Annotated in this window: 16 protein-coding genes; 7 read left to right on the forward strand and 9 right to left on the reverse strand. The window is 63.6% G+C overall.

Going from position 1 to position 20,707, the window contains the following annotated elements; all coding sequences use genetic code 11:
- Nucleotides 1-427 precede the first annotated feature (427 nt).
- Nucleotides 428-2,128: a tail fiber domain-containing protein gene (locus IPK69_07575; GenBank protein QQS07870.1), complete on the forward strand. Its 1,701-nt coding sequence runs from the start codon at nucleotides 428-430 to the stop codon at nucleotides 2,126-2,128.
- Nucleotides 2,129-2,234: 106 nt separating this feature from the next.
- Here IPK69_07575 and dnaE read toward each other — a convergent pair whose 3' ends face one another.
- Nucleotides 2,235-6,197, reverse strand: coding sequence for a DNA polymerase III subunit alpha (gene dnaE / locus IPK69_07580; GenBank protein ID QQS07871.1), 3,963 nt, complete (start codon nucleotides 6,195-6,197; stop codon nucleotides 2,235-2,237).
- A gap of 166 nt (nucleotides 6,198-6,363) precedes the next feature.
- Between dnaE and IPK69_07585 the strand changes: the two genes are divergently transcribed.
- The gene (locus IPK69_07585; GenBank protein QQS07872.1) at nucleotides 6,364-6,660 is read left to right on the forward strand and encodes a hypothetical protein; all 297 of its coding nucleotides are present in this window, start codon (nucleotides 6,364-6,366) and stop codon (nucleotides 6,658-6,660) included.
- Nucleotides 6,661-6,678: 18 nt separating this feature from the next.
- Here the strand turns inward: IPK69_07585 and IPK69_07590 are convergent, their stop codons facing one another.
- From IPK69_07590 to IPK69_07610, 5 genes are all read right to left on the reverse strand, one after another.
- The gene (locus IPK69_07590; GenBank protein ID QQS07873.1) at nucleotides 6,679-7,827 is read right to left on the reverse strand and encodes a mechanosensitive ion channel family protein; all 1,149 of its coding nucleotides are present in this window, start codon (nucleotides 7,825-7,827) and stop codon (nucleotides 6,679-6,681) included.
- A gap of 81 nt (nucleotides 7,828-7,908) precedes the next feature.
- Nucleotides 7,909-8,895 (reverse strand): aminotransferase class IV family protein, encoded by a 987-nt coding sequence (locus tag IPK69_07595; protein ID QQS07874.1) that lies wholly within the window; start codon nucleotides 8,893-8,895, stop codon nucleotides 7,909-7,911.
- A 169-nt stretch (nucleotides 8,896-9,064) separates the two neighbouring features.
- The gene (gene nhaA, locus IPK69_07600) at nucleotides 9,065-10,465 is read right to left on the reverse strand and encodes a Na+/H+ antiporter NhaA (GenBank protein ID QQS07875.1); all 1,401 of its coding nucleotides are present in this window, start codon (nucleotides 10,463-10,465) and stop codon (nucleotides 9,065-9,067) included.
- 112 nt (nucleotides 10,466-10,577) lie between these two features.
- Entirely contained in the window at nucleotides 10,578-13,307 is a 2,730-nt protein-coding gene (locus IPK69_07605; protein QQS07876.1) for an AAA family ATPase, read from the reverse strand.
- 334 nt (nucleotides 13,308-13,641) lie between these two features.
- A complete protein-coding gene (locus IPK69_07610) occupies nucleotides 13,642-13,827 on the reverse strand; it encodes a YjfB family protein (protein ID QQS07877.1) in 186 nt (61 codons plus the stop codon).
- A gap of 167 nt (nucleotides 13,828-13,994) precedes the next feature.
- Between IPK69_07610 and IPK69_07615 the strand changes: the two genes are divergently transcribed.
- Entirely contained in the window at nucleotides 13,995-14,267 is a 273-nt protein-coding gene (locus IPK69_07615) for a hypothetical protein (GenBank protein QQS07878.1), read from the forward strand.
- Nucleotides 14,268-14,399: 132 nt separating this feature from the next.
- Nucleotides 14,400-14,774: a TfoX/Sxy family protein gene (locus IPK69_07620; GenBank protein QQS07879.1), complete on the forward strand. Its 375-nt coding sequence runs from the start codon at nucleotides 14,400-14,402 to the stop codon at nucleotides 14,772-14,774.
- A 98-nt stretch (nucleotides 14,775-14,872) separates the two neighbouring features.
- Here IPK69_07620 and IPK69_07625 read toward each other — a convergent pair whose 3' ends face one another.
- Together IPK69_07625 and IPK69_07630 are read right to left on the reverse strand one after the other, a co-directional pair.
- Complete coding sequence (locus tag IPK69_07625; protein ID QQS07880.1) at nucleotides 14,873-15,346, reverse strand: hypothetical protein; 474 nt, start codon at nucleotides 15,344-15,346, stop codon at nucleotides 14,873-14,875.
- Nucleotides 15,347-15,633: 287 nt separating this feature from the next.
- Nucleotides 15,634-16,497, reverse strand: coding sequence for a ParB/RepB/Spo0J family partition protein (locus IPK69_07630; protein ID QQS07881.1), 864 nt, complete (start codon nucleotides 16,495-16,497; stop codon nucleotides 15,634-15,636).
- A 171-nt stretch (nucleotides 16,498-16,668) separates the two neighbouring features.
- Between IPK69_07630 and IPK69_07635 the strand changes: the two genes are divergently transcribed.
- From IPK69_07635 to IPK69_07645, 3 genes are read left to right on the forward strand one after another with little or no spacing between them, the layout of a single operon-like run.
- Nucleotides 16,669-17,124: an NUDIX domain-containing protein gene (locus IPK69_07635; GenBank protein QQS07882.1), complete on the forward strand. Its 456-nt coding sequence runs from the start codon at nucleotides 16,669-16,671 to the stop codon at nucleotides 17,122-17,124.
- Nucleotides 17,125-17,150: 26 nt separating this feature from the next.
- A complete protein-coding gene (locus IPK69_07640) occupies nucleotides 17,151-17,969 on the forward strand; it encodes a hypothetical protein (GenBank protein QQS07883.1) in 819 nt (272 codons plus the stop codon).
- 36 nt (nucleotides 17,970-18,005) lie between these two features.
- Nucleotides 18,006-19,529 (forward strand): PQQ-dependent sugar dehydrogenase, encoded by a 1,524-nt coding sequence (locus IPK69_07645; protein ID QQS07884.1) that lies wholly within the window; start codon nucleotides 18,006-18,008, stop codon nucleotides 19,527-19,529.
- Between the two features lie 199 nt (nucleotides 19,530-19,728).
- On the opposite strand, the gene IPK69_07650 is transcribed toward IPK69_07645, so the two are convergent.
- Nucleotides 19,729-20,406: a methyltransferase domain-containing protein gene (locus tag IPK69_07650; protein QQS07885.1), complete on the reverse strand. Its 678-nt coding sequence runs from the start codon at nucleotides 20,404-20,406 to the stop codon at nucleotides 19,729-19,731.
- Nucleotides 20,407-20,707 lie beyond the last annotated feature (301 nt).

Here is a 20,707-nt window from a genome sequence, read left to right on the forward strand (position 1 = left end):
CCAGAGCCGTGTTCCCGACCCTACGCAACTCGCTCGCAGAAACAGCCGCGAATGCCCCGCTCACCGCGAAGCACTCGCCCCGACTTCGACACCAATCGTTCATTGAGTCTCAACACACGCAAGCACACCGGATCGCGCCCATCGCGGCGCGGCCTTGCCATCCCATCGAACCCGCCCTCGCTCGAGAAGCCCATTCGCGGCTCCTCTCAACTCGTTGAGTCCGGAGGGGAGGGGGTAAGCCGGCGCTCCGCACGGAAACGTGCCGAGCGTCGTTTTTTTCATTCCACATCACACCTTCACTCACGAAACACACTCGCGTTGGGGTTGTGTTTCGTGTCCGTTCGCAACAACCCGTCTTGACGCGCCCGCCCGATTATGGGATGCTGGTTCTCGAATCTGATCCACTCATCTCTGCGGGGAACACGCCATGATGTACACGTCCACTCGTTGCGTCGCACGATCACTCATCGCCATCGCCGCCACACTCGCGCTCGCCTCGGCCGCCAGCGCCCAGACCTTCACCAACAACACCGCAATCACCATCCCCGCCGGCGCCCCGGGCACAACCAACGGCCCCGCCAGCGTCTACCCCAGCATCATCAACGTCGCCGGCGTCCCCAACATCGACTACATCGAGGTCCGACTCCTCGGCCTCACCCACACCTACGTCGGCGACCTCGACATCCTCATTGTCGCGCCAGGAGGGCAAGCCATTCTCTTGGCCTCGGACCAAGGAAACAACGTCCCGCTTACCGCCCAGGACGTCATCTTCACGTTCGATGCGCCGACCTTCTTCCCCACCCCAGATCCAACAGGTGTCCCCGGATACGTCTTCCGGCCCGTCGGCGGCAGCCAAACCGACCCATTCACCGCACCGGCCCCCGCAGGACCTTACACCGGCACCCTCAACGCCCTCAACGGCTCCGCCGGCAACGGCACCTGGGCCCTCTACATCATGGACGACGCCGCCGCCGACGTGGGAGCACTCGCCGGTGGCTGGCAGATCTCCTTCAACGGCTCGCGCGTCGACCAGCCTCGGCCCGAGGTCATGACCTACCAGGGACGTCTCGATTTCAACGGCACCCCCGCCAACGGCAACTTCGACATCCAGTACAACCTCTGGACGCACCCCACAAGCACGCTCGACGACGACCTCGTCTCGGGAACGCCCACCGTTTCCAACGTCCCCGTCGCCAACGGCCTTTTCTCCATACAACTCGACGGCCTCGCCACCGAACTCTTCGACCGCGAACTCTGGCTCGAAATCCGCGCCCGACAATCCGGCGGCGGCGCCTTCACGCCCCTCGCCGGACGACAGAAACTCACCGCCTCGCCCTTCGCCATCTCCTCCGCCAACGCCTTCAACGCCGCTCACGTCCCCTTCACCGGCATCACCGCAAACCCCATCTCCCTCGATGCCTCCGGCGACCTCATCACCACCAACCGACTCGCCGTCGGCGGCAACGGCGCCGATCTCCTCAACGGCAACACCCACTTCCAGGTCAATGGCGCCGCAGCTGCCAACGGCTACGGCGGAATGTACCTCAACACCTCCGACGCCGGATCCTGGCCGTTCTATGGCTACGCCACCAACAACGCCATCCAGATGTGGACTTACTACAACGGTACCGAGGATGATTGGCGAGTCTGGCACGGCGCCGACCGCCTCTTCCTCGAGTCCAACGGCTATCTCGGCATCGGCGTCAACAACCCCGCAAACCGACTCGAACTCCCCAACCTGGCCTCCGCCGACGGCCGCGCCCGCGCCAACGCCTGGCTCACCTACTCCTCCGAAAAGTTCAAAACCAACATCACCCCCATCGCCAGCGCCCTCGAACGACTCGAACGACTCCAGGGCGTCACCTTCGACTGGAAGCCCGAGCACGGCGGCCAGCACGACATCGGATTCATCGCCCAGCGCGTCGCCGAGGTCCTCCCCGAGGTCGTCGCCTTCGAGAACGGCGAACCAAGCGCCGTCGACTACTCCCGCATCACCGCGCTTGCCGTCGAGGCCGTCAAGGAACTCAAGGCCAAGCAGGACGCCAAGGTCGACTCACTCGTAAAGGAAAACGCCGACCTCAAGGCCCGCCTCGAACGAATCGAGGCCCTCCTCAAAGACCGCGAGTAATCACACCACCATCCCAATACCCACAAACCCGCCAAAACCAGGCGGGTTTTTCATTGACGGTTTCGTCCTTGGTGACCCGCCTCTCCAGAGGCGGGTTCCAGCCCCATCACTCCCCACCCCCGCCCCGCCGCCCCCACGCCCTCTTCCCGCCCTTCTCCGGCGTCTCCTTCGTCATCCCGATCACTTTCACCGTCGACTCCCCCAACTCCCCCTGGATCTCGCGCACCAACTCATCCGACAGCGCCACGCGCCACGTCGGGTCGCACTGCAGAAGCGCAAAGTGGTCCTCCGTCGCCACCACCAACTCCACATGGAACAGCGACTGCCCCTCGCCCAACTCCTTCCCCTTCCCGTTTGTTCCGGCCACGCTCGGCTCCGGTCCCTTCAGCATCGACGCCACCCGTTGCAACGCCAGACCCGCCGAACCATTCAGCCGTCGCTCGTCAACCACCACACGCACCCGCCCCGCATCGAACGGCACGCCATCGATCGGCACTACCCGCTCCACGATCACCTGTGGATCGCCCCGCGACAAGTCCACCCGCCCCGCCACGAACACCACCGCCTCCGGCTGTGCCAGATGCCCAAACCGCGCGAACTGGTCCGTGAACATCACCGCGTCCATCGACCCGCCCAGGTCCTCGATCGTCAGAATCGCCATCCGCTGCCCCGCGCTCCGCCCGTTGCGCACCACGATCGGCCGAACGCTCTGCACCATCGCCGCGATCACCACCCGCGCGTCCTGCGCCTTCTCCTTCACGCTCACCACCGTCGCGTCCGCGAACGCCGACGACCACGCCTTCCACCGCTCCAGCGGATGGCTCGACACATAAAAACCCAGGCTCTCCTTCTCGAACGCCAGCGTCTCCGTCTCGCCCCACGCCGGGACATGCGGCAGCGACACACTTGGCGCCGCCTCAGGCGCGGCCGCCGGCCCCTCGCCGCCCCCACCAAACAAGTTCCCCTGCCCCGCCGCCTTGTCCGCCGCCGCCTGGCTCGCCGCAGACATCGCCTGCTCGATCCCCGCCGCCATCGCCGCCCGCGACTCGCGCCCGTGCAAGGTGTCGAACGCCCCGCACTTGATCAGCGAGTCCAGCGTCGACTTCGTCACCGTTCCCGCCGGCGAGCGCTCGCAGAACTCGAACATCGATCGGAACGCGCCGCTCTTCTCCCGCTCCTCGATGATCGCCCTGATCGCCTTCTCGCCCACACCCTTGATCGCCTGCAACCCGAACCGCACATGCCCCCGGTGCGCCCGCAGCGCCTGCGCCGATCCATCATCCACCACCACCGCGAACGCCGCCTGCGACAACCCGATATCCGGCGGCCTCACCTCAACACCCACCCGCACCACCGCGCCAGACTTCGGATCCACAAACCGCGTCCGTCGGCAGTCGTCCAGATACGGGATCCACTCGCTCACCTTGTTCGCCTGGCTCTCATACGTCAGGAACGCCGCCATGTACTGGTTCGGGAAGTACGTCTTCAGATACGCCGTCTGATACGCGACAATCGCGTACCCCGTCGAGTGGCTCTTGTTGAAGCCATACCCCGCGAACTTCAGGATCAACTCAAAGAGTTCCTCCGCCTGCGCCCTCGCCAGCCCCTGCTTCTGCGCCCCATCGACAAACTTCGGGCGCTCCTTCTCGATCTTGTCATACTTCTTTTTGCTGATGTTCTTGATCAGCGTGTACGCATCGCGCAGCCCGATCCCGCCCAGGCCGTGCACGATTTGCATGACCTGCTCCTGGTACACCATCACGCCATACGTCTCGCGCGTGAACTCATCCACGATCGCGTGGACCCTGGGCACCTCCGCCTGCCCGTGCTTGCGACGGTTGTAATCCGGAATCAGGTCCATCGGGCCCGGCCGGAACAGCGCGTTCGCCGCGATCAGATCCTCCAGCCGGTCCGGCTTCATCTCGACGAGCAGCCGGCGCATCCCCCCCGATTCAAACTGGAACACCCCCGTCGTGTCCGCCCGCTGGAACAACTCGAAGACGCGCGGGTCGTCATAGTTCAACCGATCCAGATCGAGCGGGTCCGCCCCGCCGTCGCCCGCCTCGCGACCCACCGCCGCGTACACGTCCCCCTCATCCAGCCCCTCCCGGATCAACCCCTTGCACCGCTCGATCACGCTCAGCGTGCGCAGTCCGAGGAAGTCCATCTTCAAGAGGCCCATCTTCTCGCACGTCGGCCCGTCCCACTGCGTGATGATGTCGTTGCCGTCCGAGCCAGGCGGCCGATACAGCGGCACGATCTCATGCAAAGGCCGCGTCGCCACGATCACGCCCGCCGCGTGCACCCCCGCGTGCCGCGTGTGCCCCTCCAGGCGGATCGCGTGGTCCATCAGCCGCTGATACCGCGGGTCGTTGTCGCACGCCCGCTTGAGTTCGGGCTCCTGGTCCAGCGCCTCCTGGATCGAGATGTTGAGTTGCTGCGGGATCAACTTGCACAGCCGATCCACCTCGTTCAGCGGGATCGCCAGCACGCGCCCCACATCGCGGATCGCCGCTTTCGCCCCCAGCGTCCCGAACGTGATGATCTGCGCCACGTGCCCATACTTCTCGCGCACGTAGTTGATCACCTCGCCACGACCGTCCTGGCACAAGTCGATATCGATATCGGGATACTCGCTGCGATCCGGATCCGTGAACCGCTCGAACAGCAGCCCATACCGCACCGGGCACGCGTTCGACAGGCCCAGCACATACCCCACCATCGTCCCCACGCCCGATCCACGAGCATTCGCCGGGATCCCGCGCTGCCGACCCCAGTTCACAAAGTCCCACACGATCAGGAAGTACGCCGAGATGCTCTTGTCCGCGAGAATCTTCAGTTCCCGCTCCAGCCGCGCCCGCTTCTCCGCCCGTGTCGGGTCCGCCTTCTCGTCCGCCCCATACCGCCACACAAACCCCGCCTCCGCAAGCATCCGCAGCGCCTCGTCACACCGCGCCTTGCTCTCGTCCAACTGCTTCTTCGTCGGCGTCTCTTTGAACGGCCTCAACTCGAACTTCGAGCAGTACTCCCGATACCACGCCGACAAATCCCCCTCAAACCGAGCCTCCGACGCCTTGGGCAGCGTCCTCGCGCCCGGCACCTCAATCTCCACCGCCGGCGCGTTGTTCTCCCCCAAAGGCAGCGTCACCTCGCAACGCGACGCGATCGACGCCGCATTGTCCAGCGCCTCACGCCCCGCCTCCCCATACTCCGCGAACAGCCCCTCCATCTGCTCCGGGCTTTTCACGTACAACTCAGGCGTGTACCGCATCCGGTCCGGGTCGTCCTTCCCCCGTGCCGTCGAGATGCAGATCAGCGTGTCGTGCGAATCATGGTCCTCGGCCTTGAGAAAGTGCGCGTCATTGTCGCACACCAGGGGCAACTCGAGTTCCCGCGCCAGCCGGATCAGATGCGGATTGATCGCGTTCTGCTCCGGCACATGGTGCTGCATCTCCACAAAGAACCGAGGCCCCGTCCCCGAATCCGAGAACACCCGCGCGTGCCACCGCGCGCTCTCCACCGCCGCCTCCCAGTACTTCGCGTCCTGCGACCTGTGAAAATCCAGCAGGTGATCGCCGATCTCACTCCCCAGGTGCCCGTTGATCGCGATCAGCCCCTCGCCATGCGCCTCGAGCAACTCCCGATCGATCCGAGGCTTGTAGTAAAACCCCGTCAGATACGCCTCGCTGCAAAGCACAAGCAGGTTCCGCCACCCGACGTTGTTCTCCGCCAAAAGCACCAGGTGATACCCACCCTCGCCGCCCCCCGAATACGTCCGATCCGTCCGCGGCTTGCCCGGCGGCGTCACATACGCCTCCACCCCAAGCACCGGCCGGATCCCCTTCTCCTTACACGCCGTGTAAAACGCCGCCGTCCCAAACAGATTCCCATGGTCGGTGATGGCGCACGAGTCCATCCCCAACTCCTTGATCCGCGCCACCAACTTCTCAACCTGATTGCCGCCATCCAGCAGCGAGTACTCGGTGTGCAAATGCAGATGCGCAAAGGCACCCCGTCTCGCCGGGGCGGGCTTCTCCGCCGAACTCGACTTCACGCCCTCCCTGGCCATTCGCGCACACTCCTACCCAAGCTCGTGGGGCAGGCGGCCCGCCCGCCTCTACCACTTCGACCTCTCTCGCAGCATATCCGCCACACGATCCAACAACCGCTCTCGCCACGCCCAATAGCCCCTCCCACCGCCGCAATGCCCCTCTCCACTTTCCGAATACCATGCGATGATGGACCCGACCCCCACGGGCACTCCCCCGCACACGCCCCAGGACCCAACCCAGGCCCCGGGCCACTTCCCCAGAACCCAATCCCTCGCCGCCCTCCTCGTCTACCTCGCCCTCATCGTCCTCGTCGTCGCCGTCGTCATCGTCTTCATCCCCATCTTCCTCATCGCCGCCATCATCTTCGGCGTCCTCTCCGCCACACTGACCATCCTCGCCTGGTTCAAACGCCAGAAACGACCCAACGGCATCCTCGACGGCCGAAAAAACGTCCGAGTCCGCGGCCCCAACGAGCCATGATGCACACAGACACAACGACTACTCCGCCGCGGCGCTCTTCTCGATGAACACCGTCTGCGTCGGATACGCAAACTCCACCTTCATTTCCTCAAACCGCGCCGCCAGATCCAGGTTGATCCCCTGCTGGATGTCCATGTACTGGTTGTACTCCGCCGACAGCACCCAGTACACATACTCAAAGTCCAAGGAAAAGTTGCCGAAACTCTTGAAGTGCGCCCGATCAAACCGCACGCTCTTCTGCTTCTCGATGATCGCCTTGATCTCCCCAGGCAGCGCCCGCAGCGTCGCCACCGGCGTCTGATACGTCACCCCGATCGTCACCACGATCCGCCGCTCCTGCATCCGCTTGAAGTTGCGAATGCGGCTCGCGAGCAAATCCGTGTTCCGGAACACCAACTGCTCGCCCCACAAACTCCGCACCCGAGTGCTCTTGAGCCCGATGTGCTCCACCGTCCCCGCGCTCTCGCCGACGATGATGAAATCGCCCACCACAAACGGCTTGTCCAGCACGATCGACAGCGACGAGAACAGATCCCCCAGGATGTTCTGCACCGCCAACGCAATCGCGATCCCGCCGATCCCCAGCCCCGCCACCAGCGCCGTCACGTCGATCCCAAGATTCTGCAGCGCGAGCAGCACCGCGATCGCAAGGATCACCAGACGCCCGATGAACGTCACCGCCGGCACCGCCGTCCGCAACGACGCGTCGTCCTGACCCGACTCGGCCCGACGCTTCTTCAGATACGCCTCGAGCGCGAACTCCATCGCCGCCATCGCCCAGATCGCGCCCTGGATCGCCACCGCCACCGTCACCACGCCGCGGAGAAACTCCTTCCCCCGCTCGGGAATCGTCAGAAACTGCGAGCCCGCCCACAACGCGACGGCAAACACCACAAGAAAACTCGTCTTCGCCACCACCGCACCCAGCAGCGCGAACACGCCAACCTTGTGCGTCGTCCCGAACGATCTCGCACGCCCCACCACAAACTTCCGCACGATCGACAGTACGATGAACACGCCGATCGCCGTCGCCGCCCCAAGCCCCCAGTTCTGCACCGACGTCCCCAGCCACGTCGAGTCCAAAACCCCCTGCATATTCGTCCAGTCCACCGCGCCCAGCGAAACACCAATCGACGACATCAATCCACAAGCGTGAACGAGACCCATGCGCATCCCTTCAACATGTGTTCAATCTCAAGTGATCCGTGCACTCTAGACGCCCACGCCACGCGCGTCGATCATGCCACGTTACCCACCCTCGTGCCCACCCCGAACAAATCCGCGCCATCCACCAACCAATCCGCGCGTCACCTCACCCACCACCCCCCCGCCAATCCGCTCACGCTCCACGCCAACCACAGGCAGCACGCCCCAACTGCTGTTCGTCAAAAACACCTCATCGCTCGACAGCACATCATCAATCGACAGCATCCGTCGCTCGAGGGTCATCCCCATCGTCTCCGCCTGTTGAATCACCCACTCCCGCGTGATCCCAGGCAAGACCGGACTCGGCAACACCGCCCCACTGCCACCCGCCTGCCGTGCTCCATCGCCGAACCCTTCTTCCCCACGCGCAATCGGCGTGAGCAGCACGCCATCCCTCACACAGAACACGTTGCTCACGCACCCGCCGCTCAGGTGATTCGTCACCTGAAACACCAGCGCCTCTCCCGCGCCGCTCGCCGCCGCCCGCTGCAACTCGCGCAGACGCGACCAATACGACAGCGTCTTGTGCCCCGCCATCGCGTCCAGCGGATTCACCCGCCAGTCCGCCAGCACCACCGACACCCCGCGCTCGAACATCGCCTCGGGATACACCGTCGCCGGCGTCGCCGCGATCAACACCGTCGGCTGATGCTCACGCCCCACACCCTCCCCACGCTCGAGCAGGTTCAGATCACCCCCCGTGATCGTCAAACGCACGCGCCACGCCGAAACTCCATCGGAACTCCCACCCGAATCACCTCTCGAATCATCAACCGCGCGCTCCAACGTCCGCCGAACCGCCTCCACCAACGCCTCCACCTTCAGTGTCGTCGAAAGCCCCAACTCCCGCGCCGAGAACGCCAGCCGCTCCACGTGCTCACGCACCAATATCCCGCGCACCCCCGCGCCATCCCTCACCCCCAGCATCGTCTCGAACAACCCCACCCCATGCTGCAACCCGGCATCAAACGCCGACACCCGCGCATCATCCCGCGACACAAACTCGCCATCCAGAAACACACTCGACACGCACGTTCTCCCTACCCAATCTCGTGGCACAGGGAGGGGGGCGTCTTGCCTGTGTCCTATTTCGTCTACATCGCCTCAAGGCTCGGCGAGTGGACATCTCACCAGTGCACAGCATCATCAACAACACATGGAGCCCGACCGCCAGAGAGGGCCCGCACACCCCCACACCTCAATGCCCGGCCTCACCACCAGGCGCACCCGCCGCCTTCTTCGACCCCATCAGCACGATCGCGCCGCCCACCACACACGCCACCGTCGACGCCACCAGGATCCCCAGTTTCGCCGTCGCCAGGTGCGCCTCATCCTTGAACGCCAGATGCGCAATGAACAGCGCCATCGTGAATCCAATCCCGCCCAGCCACGCCGCCCCGTGCAACTGCACCCAGTTCACGCCTCGCGGCAGCGCCCCAAGCCCCACCTTCACCGCAAACAGAGACGCCAGCGTGATCCCAATCGGCTTCCCGATCGCCAACCCCAGAATCACGCCCAACCCTTCCCGGCTGCCCAGACTCCCGATCGATCCCGTGTCCACATGCACGCCCGCGTTCGCGAGCGCGAAGATCGGCACAATCAGGAACGCCACCCACCCCACCAGCCCATGCTCCAACTGGTGCAGCGGCGTCTGCACCTTGTCGCACGCATCCTCCACCGCCTGCACCAGCGCCTGCTGCTTCGCGCTCGAGATGATCGTCTTCCCGGGCTCCAGCGTGCCCCCGGCGTCCTCACGGAACGCCGCGATCGACTTCTCCGTGAAGTCCACGAACTTCTTCGAGTCCACCCGCGTCCGCACCGGGATCATCGCCGCCCCGATCACACCCGCGATCGTCGCGTGCACCCCCGACATCAGCACCATGTACCACAGCACCAGGCCCACCACAAAGAACGCGATCGCCTTGCGAACACCCAGCAGGTTCATCGCCAGCATCACGCCCGCGCACACCCCCGCACCCATCAGGTAGTCCGTCCGCAGGTCGTCCGTATAGAACACCGCGATCACCACCAGCGCGCCAAGATCGTCCGCGATCGCCAGCGTCGCCATGAACAGCCGCAGACCCATCGGCACCCGCTTCCCAAGAAGCGCGAGCACCCCCAGCGCGAACGCGATGTCCGTCGCCATCGGCACGCCCCACCCGTGGATCGTGTCGTGCCCCCAGTTCAGCGCCGCATAGATCCCGCCAGGCACCACCATCCCGCCCACCGCCGCAAACATCGGCAGCGCCGCCTTCTTGAACGACGACAACTCCCCGATCGCCATCTCCCGCTTGATCTCAAGACCGACGAGGAAAAAGAAAATCGCCATCACCGCGTCGTTGATCCACCACTCGAGCGAGCCTTTCAGCCCGATCTTCCCCCCAAGGTCCAGAGACACCTCCGTCTCCGCCCAGAAATGGTGCCACGCCTCGCCAATCCCGGAGTTCGCCGCAACCAGCGCCGCCACAAGGCACACCAGCAGGATGATCCCGCCCCCAGCCTCCATCCGCATGAACGAGTTGAATGGCCCAACTAGCCGATCCACCGGCGCCGGCGGAATCTCATCCCGAAGCCGCGGCACTCGCGCCCCATGAGCCATCCAAAGACTCCTCTCCAGGTGGACAACATCCAAGGTGGCACCGCTCTCCAGAGCGGTGTTCTCTAAACACAGCCCCACCGTAAGGGACGGCCTCCCCCACTTCAACCCACCCCTATCTCCCAAACTCAAACCGCCCACCGGCATATCCCACCCGCACCACATCCCCGCTCCCAATCTCCCCATTCAAAATCTTCGTCGCCAGCGCATTCTCCACCCGCTGCTGAATCACTCTCTTGAGTGGCCTCGCTCCAAACACCGGGTCCCACCCCTCCACACCCAACTGCTCCTTCGCCTTCTCCTCCATCTCCAGCACAATCCCCCGCTCCGCCAGCCGCGCCGTCAGCCGCGCCAACTGGATCTCCACAATCCGAGAGAGCGCCTCCTTCGCCAGCATGTGGAACACCACCACCTCATCGATCCGATTCAGCAACTCCGGCCGCATCAACCCGCCCGACATCGTCTGCGCCGCCTTGCTCATCACCTCCATCACCTTCGAGGGCAACCCCGCCGCACGCCCCACCTCCTCCGCCGCCAGCGCCGCCGGCCCGCGCTTCAGCATCTCCCGCATAGCTGCCTCGATCTCCCAGTCCTCCGCCCCGCTCGCCGCCAACTCCTGGATCTGCTGGCTCCCATAGTTGCTCGTCATCACCACGATCGCGTTGCGGAAGTCCACCGTCCGCCCCTGCCCATCCGTCAGCCGCCCATCATCCAATACCTGCAGCAGAATGTTGAACACGTCCGGATGCGCCTTCTCGATCTCATCCAGCAGCACCACGCAATACCCCCGCCGCCGCACCGCCTCCGTCAACTGCCCCCCCTCGTCATACCCCACATACCCCGGAGGCGCCCCGATCAGCCGCGCCACCGCGTGCTTCTCCCCATACTCGCTCATATCAATCCGCACCACCGCCTCGTCCGTGTCGAACAGAAACTCCGCCAGCGCCTTGCACGTCTCCGTCTTCCCCACGCCCGTCGGCCCCAGAAACAGAAAACTCCCGATCGGCCGATCCGGATCGCTCAATCCCGCCCGACTCCGCCGCACCGCGTCCGACACCGCCCTCAACGCGTGCTCCTGCCCCACCACCCGCTTCGAGAGTTGTTCCTCCATCCGCGTCAGTTTCTCACGCTCCCCCTCCACCAGCCGCGACACCGGAATCCCCGTCCACCGCCCCACCACCTCCGCGATCGCCTCCGCATCAACTTCTTCCTTCACGAGCGCATCGCCACGCTCCTGACGCACCGCCAACGACTGCTCCGCGGCCTTCAACTTCCCCTCAAGATCCCGCATCTCCCCATACCGGATCCGCGCCGCCGACTCCAGGTCCCCACGCCGCTGCGCCTGCTCCAACTCCACCTGCTTCTCGTCCATCGTCCGCTTGATGCCCTTCACGGCATCCAACTCCCGCTTCTCCTCCTCCCACCGTGCCGAGAGCGCCCGATTCTTCTCCTGGATCTCCCCCAACTCCCGCTCGATCCGCTCCAACTCCCGCTGCGTCCCCCCACGCTCGCTGCTCTTCTCGTCCTTCCCCTTCGACTCGATCTTCAGCGCCTCCCGCTCGATCTCCAGTTGCATGATCCGCCGACGCAACTCATCCAACTCCGTCGGCATGCTGTCGTTCTCAATCCTCAAACGGCTCGCCGCCTCATCCACAAGATCGATCGCCTTATCCGGCAGGAACCGATCCGCAATGTACCGATGGCTCAACTGCGCCGCCGCCAGAATCGCCTCGTCCTTGATCCGAACGCCATGGTGCGCCTCATACCGCGGCTTCAGCCCGCGCAAGATCGCCACCGTCTCCTCCACCGTCGGCTGATCCACATACACCGGCTGGAATCGCCGCTCAAACGCCGCGTCCTTCTCCACGTGCTTGCGATACTCATCCAGCGTCGTCGCCCCGATGCACCGCAACTCCCCACGCGCCAAGGCCGGCTTGAGCAGGTTCCCCGCGCTCACCGCTCCCTCCGCCGCGCCCGCCCCGATGATCGTGTGCAACTCATCAATGAACAGAATCACCCGCCCATCGCTCGCCATCACCTCACGCAAGACCGCCTTGAGCCGCTCCTCAAACTCCCCGCGAAACTTCGCCCCCGCAAGCAACTGCCCCACATCCAGCGCCACGATCCGACGATCCCGCATGCTCTCCGGGCAATCCCCATTCACAATCCGCAGCGCCAGCCCCTCCGCGATCGCCGTCTTCCCCACGCCAGGCTCACCAATCAACACCGGATTGTTCTTGGTCCGTCGGCTCAACACCTGCATGCATCTCCGAATCTCCTCGTCACGCCCGATCACCGGATCCAACTTCCCCTGCTGCGCCTTCTCCGTCAGGTCGATCCCATACTTCTTGAGCGCCTCATACCCGCTCTCCGCGTTCGCATCGCTCACACTCGACACCCCCGATGACTTCCGAATCTCCCCGATCGCCTTCTCCAGCCGCGCCTTGCTCGCGCCGAACGAGGTGAGAATCTCCTTCGCCTGCCCCGCCGAGCCGCCAACGTCGAGGAGCGCCAGCAGCAAGTGCTCCGACGAGACCAGCGCATCGCCCATGCGCTTCGCCTCGCTCTCCGCCTTCGCCAGTATCTCCATGAGCGCTCGGCCGGCGGCCCCAGCCCCAGACGACGTCGTCGGCAAGCGATCCAACTCGCTCCGAGCCACACGCTCGATCTCCCCCACATCCGCCCCGGCCTTCCCCAGAATCGACCGCACCGGCCCGCTCCGGTCCTCCAACATCCCCCACAACACGTGCAAGCCCCCAACCTCCGCGTGCGACTTCCCCATCGCCTCACGCTGAGCGTCCGCGAGCACCTGCTGAGCAACCGTCGTCAATCGATCCTGGCGCATGGAAATACCTCCACACACCCACCATGCAACCCGCGCACCAACCGACAACCCCATCACACAGGCCCTGTAGCCCCCGTGAAGACCAAACACAACCCAAAATAATGGTTCTCGCCGTCCACGGCCAGAGCATCAACCCGCCCCGCTGCCTCACTGGCAGTCCACGCCGCATGCCCCAACCTCCCACAGTTTCGGTCACAAATCACGACTCCAGCCGAACCGATCGCCTTCCACGCCGAATCGAACCCCACGCCGGTGCACGACAATGCCTACAACGGCTAGTGGGGCAGGCGGCCCGCCTGCCTCTACTTCTTCTACAGGCTTTCAAGAGAAGCACTTAGGCGAACAGGTCCAAGCCACCAGCCTTCGGCCCAGACCCGCCCGAAGGCCGAGCACCCCGAGACGAGCCCCGCCCCGTCTCCGCCGCCGACTGGATCAACTGGACCACCGCGTCGCCCTGCGACCGGGCCGTATCCAGGGCCTTCTTCGCCACCGCGACCGAGATCTTGGATCCCAGATCCACCGATCGGAGAGCACCCAACGACACACCAGATGACACGCCCTGTACGTCCATATCCTCACCATCGGCCAAAGCCCACCCAGGCTTCAGCCCAGACCGCGTTGACAGCCAACCCGCTCCCGCGGTATAACCCGACCTCCAAAACCTGTTCTCTCGTCGAAAGGCCCGATATGAACCGCAAAACCCTTCGCTCCGCCGCACTCCTCGCTCTCACCGCCGCCGCCCTCACCGGCTGCGCTGGCGGCCCCGACCGAGCCTCCTACGAAAAAGTCCGCTACGACATGACCCCCGAACTCCTCACCATCGATCAGCGCCCCGTCGACTACAACAACATGATGGGCATCACCATCAACACCAACAAGCGACTCTTCTGGGACGACCTCGCGCGGGCCATGCTCCTCGATCGCCCCAGCCGCCTCAGCAACCGCCTCATCCCTTATTGATCGCCCTCTCATATTTCAGCACACACCCATCGGCCCCGGCACGCTCGCCGGGGCCGTCTTGCTTTGTGCCCCACTCGTCGACCACAAGCCCACCCGCAACAGGCCCGAATCACCACCCTCGTGAGCATAACCATGCCCTACGACGAAACGCTCGCACAACGCATCAGAGACATCCTGGCCGACCGACACGATGTGGTCGAAAAGAAAATGTTCGGCGGCATCGCCTTCATGGTCTCAGGAAAAATGGCCTGCGGCCCACACGGGAAAAAACTCATCGTGCGCATCGGTGAAGAATCGGCCACAAGGCACATCGGCAAGCCCCATGTGAAGCCCATGGACTTCACGGGACGTGTGATGAAGGCCTTCGCAACCATTGAACCCGAGGGAATCCGAACCTCGCCACAGTTGAAACGATGGGTCATCATGGCCGCCGAGTTCGCCGCATCCTCCGCCACGCCAAAGGTGCCGCAGAAACGCGATCGGCGCGAACGCACCAGGAAATCGTGATCGGGCGACTCACGCCCTGCCCATCTCTTCCGGATGCTCTTGGAGTAAAAAAACGCCGGGCGTGCCCGGCGTTTTTCGTACCGAAATATCGAAATGTCTCACGAAGCCGTGTACTTCCCACGCCCCGCACGCTTGAACACCTTCGGATACTTGACCAGCGTCTGGTTCACGATCGTCCGGAAGTTCGGCGAGTTCGTCTTATACCCCGCCTTCTGAACCTCCACCACAATGTCCTTCACCCGAAGTGTCTTGCCCGACAGTAACTTCTTGAGCGCCGGCACCAGGGGCATGTCATTCACAGGACGCGTCCGTCCCCCACCACCGCGACGACCCGCGGGACGACCCGCAGGACGACCCACAGGACGGCCACGCTTCGCGCGAGCCGGCGCGGGACCCGCAGCCGCCGAACCACCACCGGCCGAAGGAGGACTCCCCGGCGCAAGGTCCGCGATCTGCTGCTCGATCTCCCGCAGTTTCGCCGTCAGCCGCTGACGCTCACGCTCCAACCGGCCCACCGAACTCTGCCGCCGAACCAACTCCGCCTGCAGTGCCCGGCTCGAAATCTTCGACAACGAATATCCACTACCACGCTTTGCCATGAAATGTCCTTCTCATCCAAGATGAAACACGCGGGCGAACGCCTTGGATCGCGTCACGCTGCCCTCGCGTCTTCGACGCTCAATACGCCGACACGCACGCGCGTCTCCCAATAGTCGCCGAACGCGCCCACATGCACGCCGGAGAGTCGCGGTGGGATGGCCGCAACAACGCGAATATTAGCGGAATCCACACCCCCATGCGGGATTCTTGACAAAAACCAATTGCAACTTCAACGACAGTAACCCCTGTTTGGTGTCCGTCAATAGTTCTCTCGCGAGAATCCAAGTTTCGAGAGCACGCCATCGAACTGATCGAGTGAGAAAAACGAGACTATCACTTGCCCCTTCGTGCCTCGACGATCCGTTCGAATCGATACCCGAGTGCCAAGATGTTGCGACAACCGCTTCTCAATATCACGCACAACCGCCTCACGAGGGGAATACGTGACCGGGTCCGGATTCGCCCCGGCAACCCGTGCCGCCTCGCTCGCGCCTTCTCCCGCCCGTCGCGACTCCTCCTCCACACGACGCACGCTCCAGCCGTTCGACGCCGCCTGCTTCGCGAGCGCCACGCGTCGAACGCCGGCCGGCGCCATCAACAGTGCTCGCGCGTGCCCCCCAGAGAGACGACCGTCCGAGACCATCATCGCGACCTCGTCCTCCAACTCCGTCAGCCGAACCAGGTTCGCGATCGTCGAGCGATCGATCCCAAGTCGTTCCGCCATCTGGGCCTGGGTCAATCCAAACTCGTCCGCTAGCCGCCGAAGCGCGTGCGCCCGATCCATCGGATTCAGGTCCTCACGCTGTACATTCTCAACAAGCCCCCACTCCGCCGAATCCTCATCCGTCAACTCACGAACCATCGCCGGAATATGCGTCAGCCCCGCCAACTTCGCGGCACGCCACCGCCGCTCCCCAGCCACCAACTCCAACTTCCCCCCAGCAATCGGCCGCACGATAATCGGTTGCATCAACCCCGACCGACGGATCGACGCCGCCAACCCCTCCACCGCCGCCGAGTCCATCACCCGCCGAGGCTGATACTCGCTCGGCACCACCCGTTCCACCGCAATACTCTGATACCCCTCACTCCGAATCTTCTCACCAACTTCCGCAGCGTTCATACCAGTCTGTATAGTCTGTGTTTGTTCGGTATGCGAAGCAACTTCGACTGGTTTGCTAACATTGATCAAGCTGCTAAGCCCGCGTCCAAGCCGCCGTCCCTTCACCGCTTCCGCGCCCTTGTTTGACTCGGCCATGAATGTCCTCCTGTAATAACCCGAATTGTACCGCTCATGCGCGCGCAACAGGGAGTGTTTCACGTGGCACAAATTGAACTCATCGCCAGAGGCATCTCCCGCCACCGCGGCAAAGTCCTGCTCTGTGGCCACGCTACCAAAAACTACTGGTACCTCCCAGGCGGCCACGTCGAACCCCACGAATCGGCCGCCGCCGCACTCGCCCGTGAGTTTCTCGAAGAAACCGGCCTGAAAGTCACCGTTGGCCCCTGTGTCGCTGTCGCAGAGCACATCTTCCGCCAGGGCAAAAAACACCGCCATGAGGTAAATCTTGTGTTTCACGTGAAACATCGGGAAAAGGATGCCCGCTCTCTCGAGCCAGAGATCGTGTTCAAATGGTGCCGCATCGACGAACTGGAGACGCTTGATCTTCGCCCTGCAGTGGCCGTGGATCTGGTGAAACTCCATCCTGGCGAGGTGCGGCATTTCCTCTGGAACTCGGACCAAAGTTGATTCGCTGACAACCCGATCCCAGATTGGTGGATCCGAATCAGCCCAAATCAGAACTGGACGTCGCGGGCCAGGTTGACCGCCTCCGCGCGCGTGTGGCCGAGTTGGAGCGATCGGCTTTGCTGGGCACCGTTCTGGCTGGCGTGGCCCACGAAATCAATAACATCCTCACACCCGTTCTGGCGTATGCGGAGATGGCCGTGCGGTCCACGGAGGATGATCCGGTTCGTGGGAAGTCGATCGAGCGGACTTTGGCTGGGGTGGGGCGAGCGGCGACGATTTCGCGGGCGGTTTTGAGTCTTGTGAGGCAGTCGGGGCCTGTGTCTGGGGATTTGGATGTGGCGGCAGCGGTGGACACGGCAGTTACCGCGGTGCGGGCGCACTACCCGACCACATTGTTCCACGTGAAACATTCCCTACTCACAGCGTCCGTGCCGGAGGCTCAGGTTTCGACGATACTGGAAAATTTGCTGATGAATGCGGCGCGGGAGAGTTCTCGGGTTGAGGTTGTTGCGCGCGCTGCGGGTATGAATGAGGGTCAGGATTTGTGGGAGGGGATAGAGTGTCGGACGGAAATTCCGAAGGGTGATGTTGTGTTTGTCGAGGTGTTTTCGCCTGGGAGTCGGATGGCCTTGGAGATGCTGGCGGCCGTGGCGCGTATGTTCCGTGGGGAGGCGTTTGGTGCCGGGCGTGAGGCACGTGGAACTGGGTATGGCCTAACAATATCCAAACTATTGGCTGATCAGATTGGGGCTGGGCTTGGGTTGGTTTCGGAGCCTGGTGGAGTTCGGGCAATTCTCGCGCTTCCTGTGTCCTCGGTGAAACAGGAAGCGGGTGCCATGCGATAGGTTAGATGGAACCCGAGTTGTATGAGGAGAGTAGTTATGGGACGTAGCGTGGCATCCGCGTTGGCGGCGGTTTGTGTTTTGGGCGCGGTTGCGGTGGGGCAGCCGGATTTGGGAAACCTGCAAGAGGTGGCGACGGGGTTGTCGGCGCCGCTGTATGCCGCCCATCCGCCGGGTGATTCGTCGCGGCTGTTCATTGTGGAGCAGTCGGGGAAGATCCGGCTCATGGTGAATGGCGTGATGCAGGGTCAGGCGTTCATTGACGTGGGGGCGTTGCTGACGCCGAATACCGGGACGATTGTGCTCTCCGGGACGACGTACTCGTTCGTGCGTGGGAGTGAGCAGGGGTTGTTGGGCCTGGCGTTTCCGCCAGACTATGCGACGAGCGGCGTGTGCTACGCGTACTTCGTTGGGCCTCGGCAGTCGTATGGCGTGAACAACCAGAACCAGACGGCGACGGACTTGGGGCGGTCGTACCTGATCAAGATCACCCGGAGCGATGCGAACGACAACGTGGCGACGAATCCGCTGCCGTCGTCGATCGGCGACGTTGATGTGATTTTCCAGACGGACCAGCCGTTCACGAATCACAACGGCGGGTGTTTGCAGTTCGGGCCTGACGGGATGTTGTATCTGAGCCTGGGTGATGGCGGCTCGGGGAACGATCCGCTCAACGCGGCGCTGAACCCCAACAACATCCTCGGGAAGTTGCTGCGGCTGGACGTGTCACGCGATGACTATCCGGCGGACCCCGCGAAGGACTATGGGATTCCATCGGACAATCCGTACGCGAGTGGTGGGGGGCTGCCTGAGATCTGGGCGCGGGGTCTGCGCAACTCGTGGCGGTACTCGTTCGATCGGGTGACGGGGGACCTGTGGATCGGCGATGTCGGGCAGAATGTGATCGAGGAAGTGAACTGGGTGCCTGGGAACGGCGGGCCTGGTCGGAACTATGGATGGCGTTTCCGAGAGGGTGATGCGGCCACGGGTCTCTCGACTGGCGGGTTCGATGTGTCGAATCTCACGGGTCCGGTGTACACGTACACGCATGGGGCGGGTTCGACGCAGGGATACTCGCTCACGGGCGGGTATGTGTACCGCGGGTCGGCGATCCCGAAGTGGCGCGGGCGGTACTTCTTCACGGACTATGTGAATCGGCGGATGTGGTCGGGGAAACTGGTGAATGGCGTGTTCACGGATTTCCAGGATCACTACGACGGGTTCTCGAATCTCGGGACGACGGCGGCGCTTCGATTGCAGAACGTCGCATCATTCGGCGAGGATCCCAATGGCGAGTTGTACATCGTGCAGTTGAATGGACGCGTGCGGAAACTCGTGGCGGACGCGAACCAGCCCTGCCCCGCGGACTTTGATGACGGGAGCGGCGTTGGACACCCGGACTTTGCGGTGACGATCGACGACCTGCTCTACTACCTCGGCGTGTTCCAGTCGGGGGCGCTCGAGGCGGACATGGATGACGGGTCGGGGACGGGGGCGTTTGATAATGCCGTGACGATTGATGATTTGCTGTACTTCATTGGGCACTTCCAGGGGGGGTGCTAAGAGAACGCAGAGGGCGCGAGGGGTGGGGAGGGAGACGGAGGGGAGTTGGGAGTTGGTGCGCGCTGGGGTGCCATGTGATGGGTGCGTTGCGGGCCGCCTGTAGCGCATTGCCCGAAGTGATGCTCAGAGCAGCCACCGCTCTGGAGAGCAGTGCCACCTTGGGGGCCGCCTTGGAGAGGTGGGCCGCCATGAGAGTTGTCTATCTTCGGGCGCGGATGAAGACGCCGCAGGTGAAGAGGGGGTCGTGGGTTTCGAGTTCGCGGGTGCTCATGTCTTCGACGGTGAGGCCGGCGAGGAAGGCGAAGGCGAGGCGGAGGTTGCCCCAGGATTCGATTCTGATGTGGTCGGCGGGGAAGTGTCGCTCGAAGACGAGTCTGGCGAGGTCTGGGGTGAGTCGCCAGTAGTGGCCTGGGATGTTTTCTTCCTGGCCATCGATTTTGCCGAGGGTGGGGAGGGTGACGAGCATGACGCCGCCGGGCTTCAGGACGCGTTTCATGTTGCGGATGGCGCCGTCGAGGTCGTCGATGTATTGGAGTGTTTGGGTGCAGATGAAGCAGTCGTAGGTCTCGTCGGCGATGGAGTGCATCGTCTTGATGTCGTCGTGGATATTGGCGAGGGTGTTGGAGGTGGCGATGTCGAGGACGTCGGAGTGGGTGACGTTCTGGCCGCCGAACTGTCTGGTGTAGTCGGGGTCCTTGATCTCGAGGACTCGGCCTTTGATGTCTGATTTGTATCGTTCGAGGAACTGCTCGATGTATCGGCGGTCGATGGGCGTGCCGCGGTCGGTGCCGACGAGGGGGCTGATGGGTCGGGTGGAGTGGGAGAGCATGTAGAGCCATCGGGGGCGGAGGAGGCGTTTAAGGGGCTTGTCGAGCATGGCGCTTGCGCGGCCGAGGGCTCTTTGGGCGAGACTTCGGCGCGGTTGGTTGTGGGTCGGAGTTGAGGGGTCTGTATTCGCCATGTGTTTGGGTTTGGGTGGTTGATGGGGGTCGGAAGAGAAGGTCGCGATCTCTGCTGAGGGAAGCCAATGGGCGGGACGATGCGTGGGCTGTTACCTATGCTTGTGGCCCAATCGACAGGCCTGGGTGTGTTCCCTTGGCCGAATCGATTGGAGCGTCCCACTTTACCCAGTATCGGCGGCGGTGTTTGCCCAATGGTGGCGGGCACGGGCCGCAACC

The sequence above is a fragment of the Phycisphaerales bacterium genome, assembly GCA_016699835.1.
GTDB lineage: Bacteria > Planctomycetota > Phycisphaerae > Phycisphaerales > UBA1924.

Coding starts and splice junctions, on each gene's coding strand:
- IPK69_07575 (QQS07870.1), top strand. CDS start 428: ATGATGTACACGTCCACTCGTTGCGTCGCACGATCACTCATCGCCATC.
- dnaE (QQS07871.1), bottom strand. CDS start 6,197: ATGGCCAGGGAGGGCGTGAAGTCGAGTTCGGCGGAGAAGCCCGCCCCG.
- IPK69_07585 (QQS07872.1), top strand. CDS start 6,364: ATGATGGACCCGACCCCCACGGGCACTCCCCCGCACACGCCCCAGGAC.
- IPK69_07590 (QQS07873.1), bottom strand. CDS start 7,827: ATGGGTCTCGTTCACGCTTGTGGATTGATGTCGTCGATTGGTGTTTCG.
- nhaA (QQS07875.1), bottom strand. CDS start 10,465: ATGGCTCATGGGGCGCGAGTGCCGCGGCTTCGGGATGAGATTCCGCCG.
- IPK69_07605 (QQS07876.1), bottom strand. CDS start 13,307: ATGCGCCAGGATCGATTGACGACGGTTGCTCAGCAGGTGCTCGCGGAC.
- IPK69_07615 (QQS07878.1), top strand. CDS start 13,995: ATGAACCGCAAAACCCTTCGCTCCGCCGCACTCCTCGCTCTCACCGCC.
- IPK69_07620 (QQS07879.1), top strand. CDS start 14,400: ATGCCCTACGACGAAACGCTCGCACAACGCATCAGAGACATCCTGGCC.
- IPK69_07630 (QQS07881.1), bottom strand. CDS start 16,497: ATGAACGCTGCGGAAGTTGGTGAGAAGATTCGGAGTGAGGGGTATCAG.
- IPK69_07635 (QQS07882.1), top strand. CDS start 16,669: ATGCGCGCGCAACAGGGAGTGTTTCACGTGGCACAAATTGAACTCATC.
- IPK69_07645 (QQS07884.1), top strand. CDS start 18,006: ATGGGACGTAGCGTGGCATCCGCGTTGGCGGCGGTTTGTGTTTTGGGC.
- IPK69_07650 (QQS07885.1), bottom strand. CDS start 20,406: ATGCTCGACAAGCCCCTTAAACGCCTCCTCCGCCCCCGATGGCTCTAC.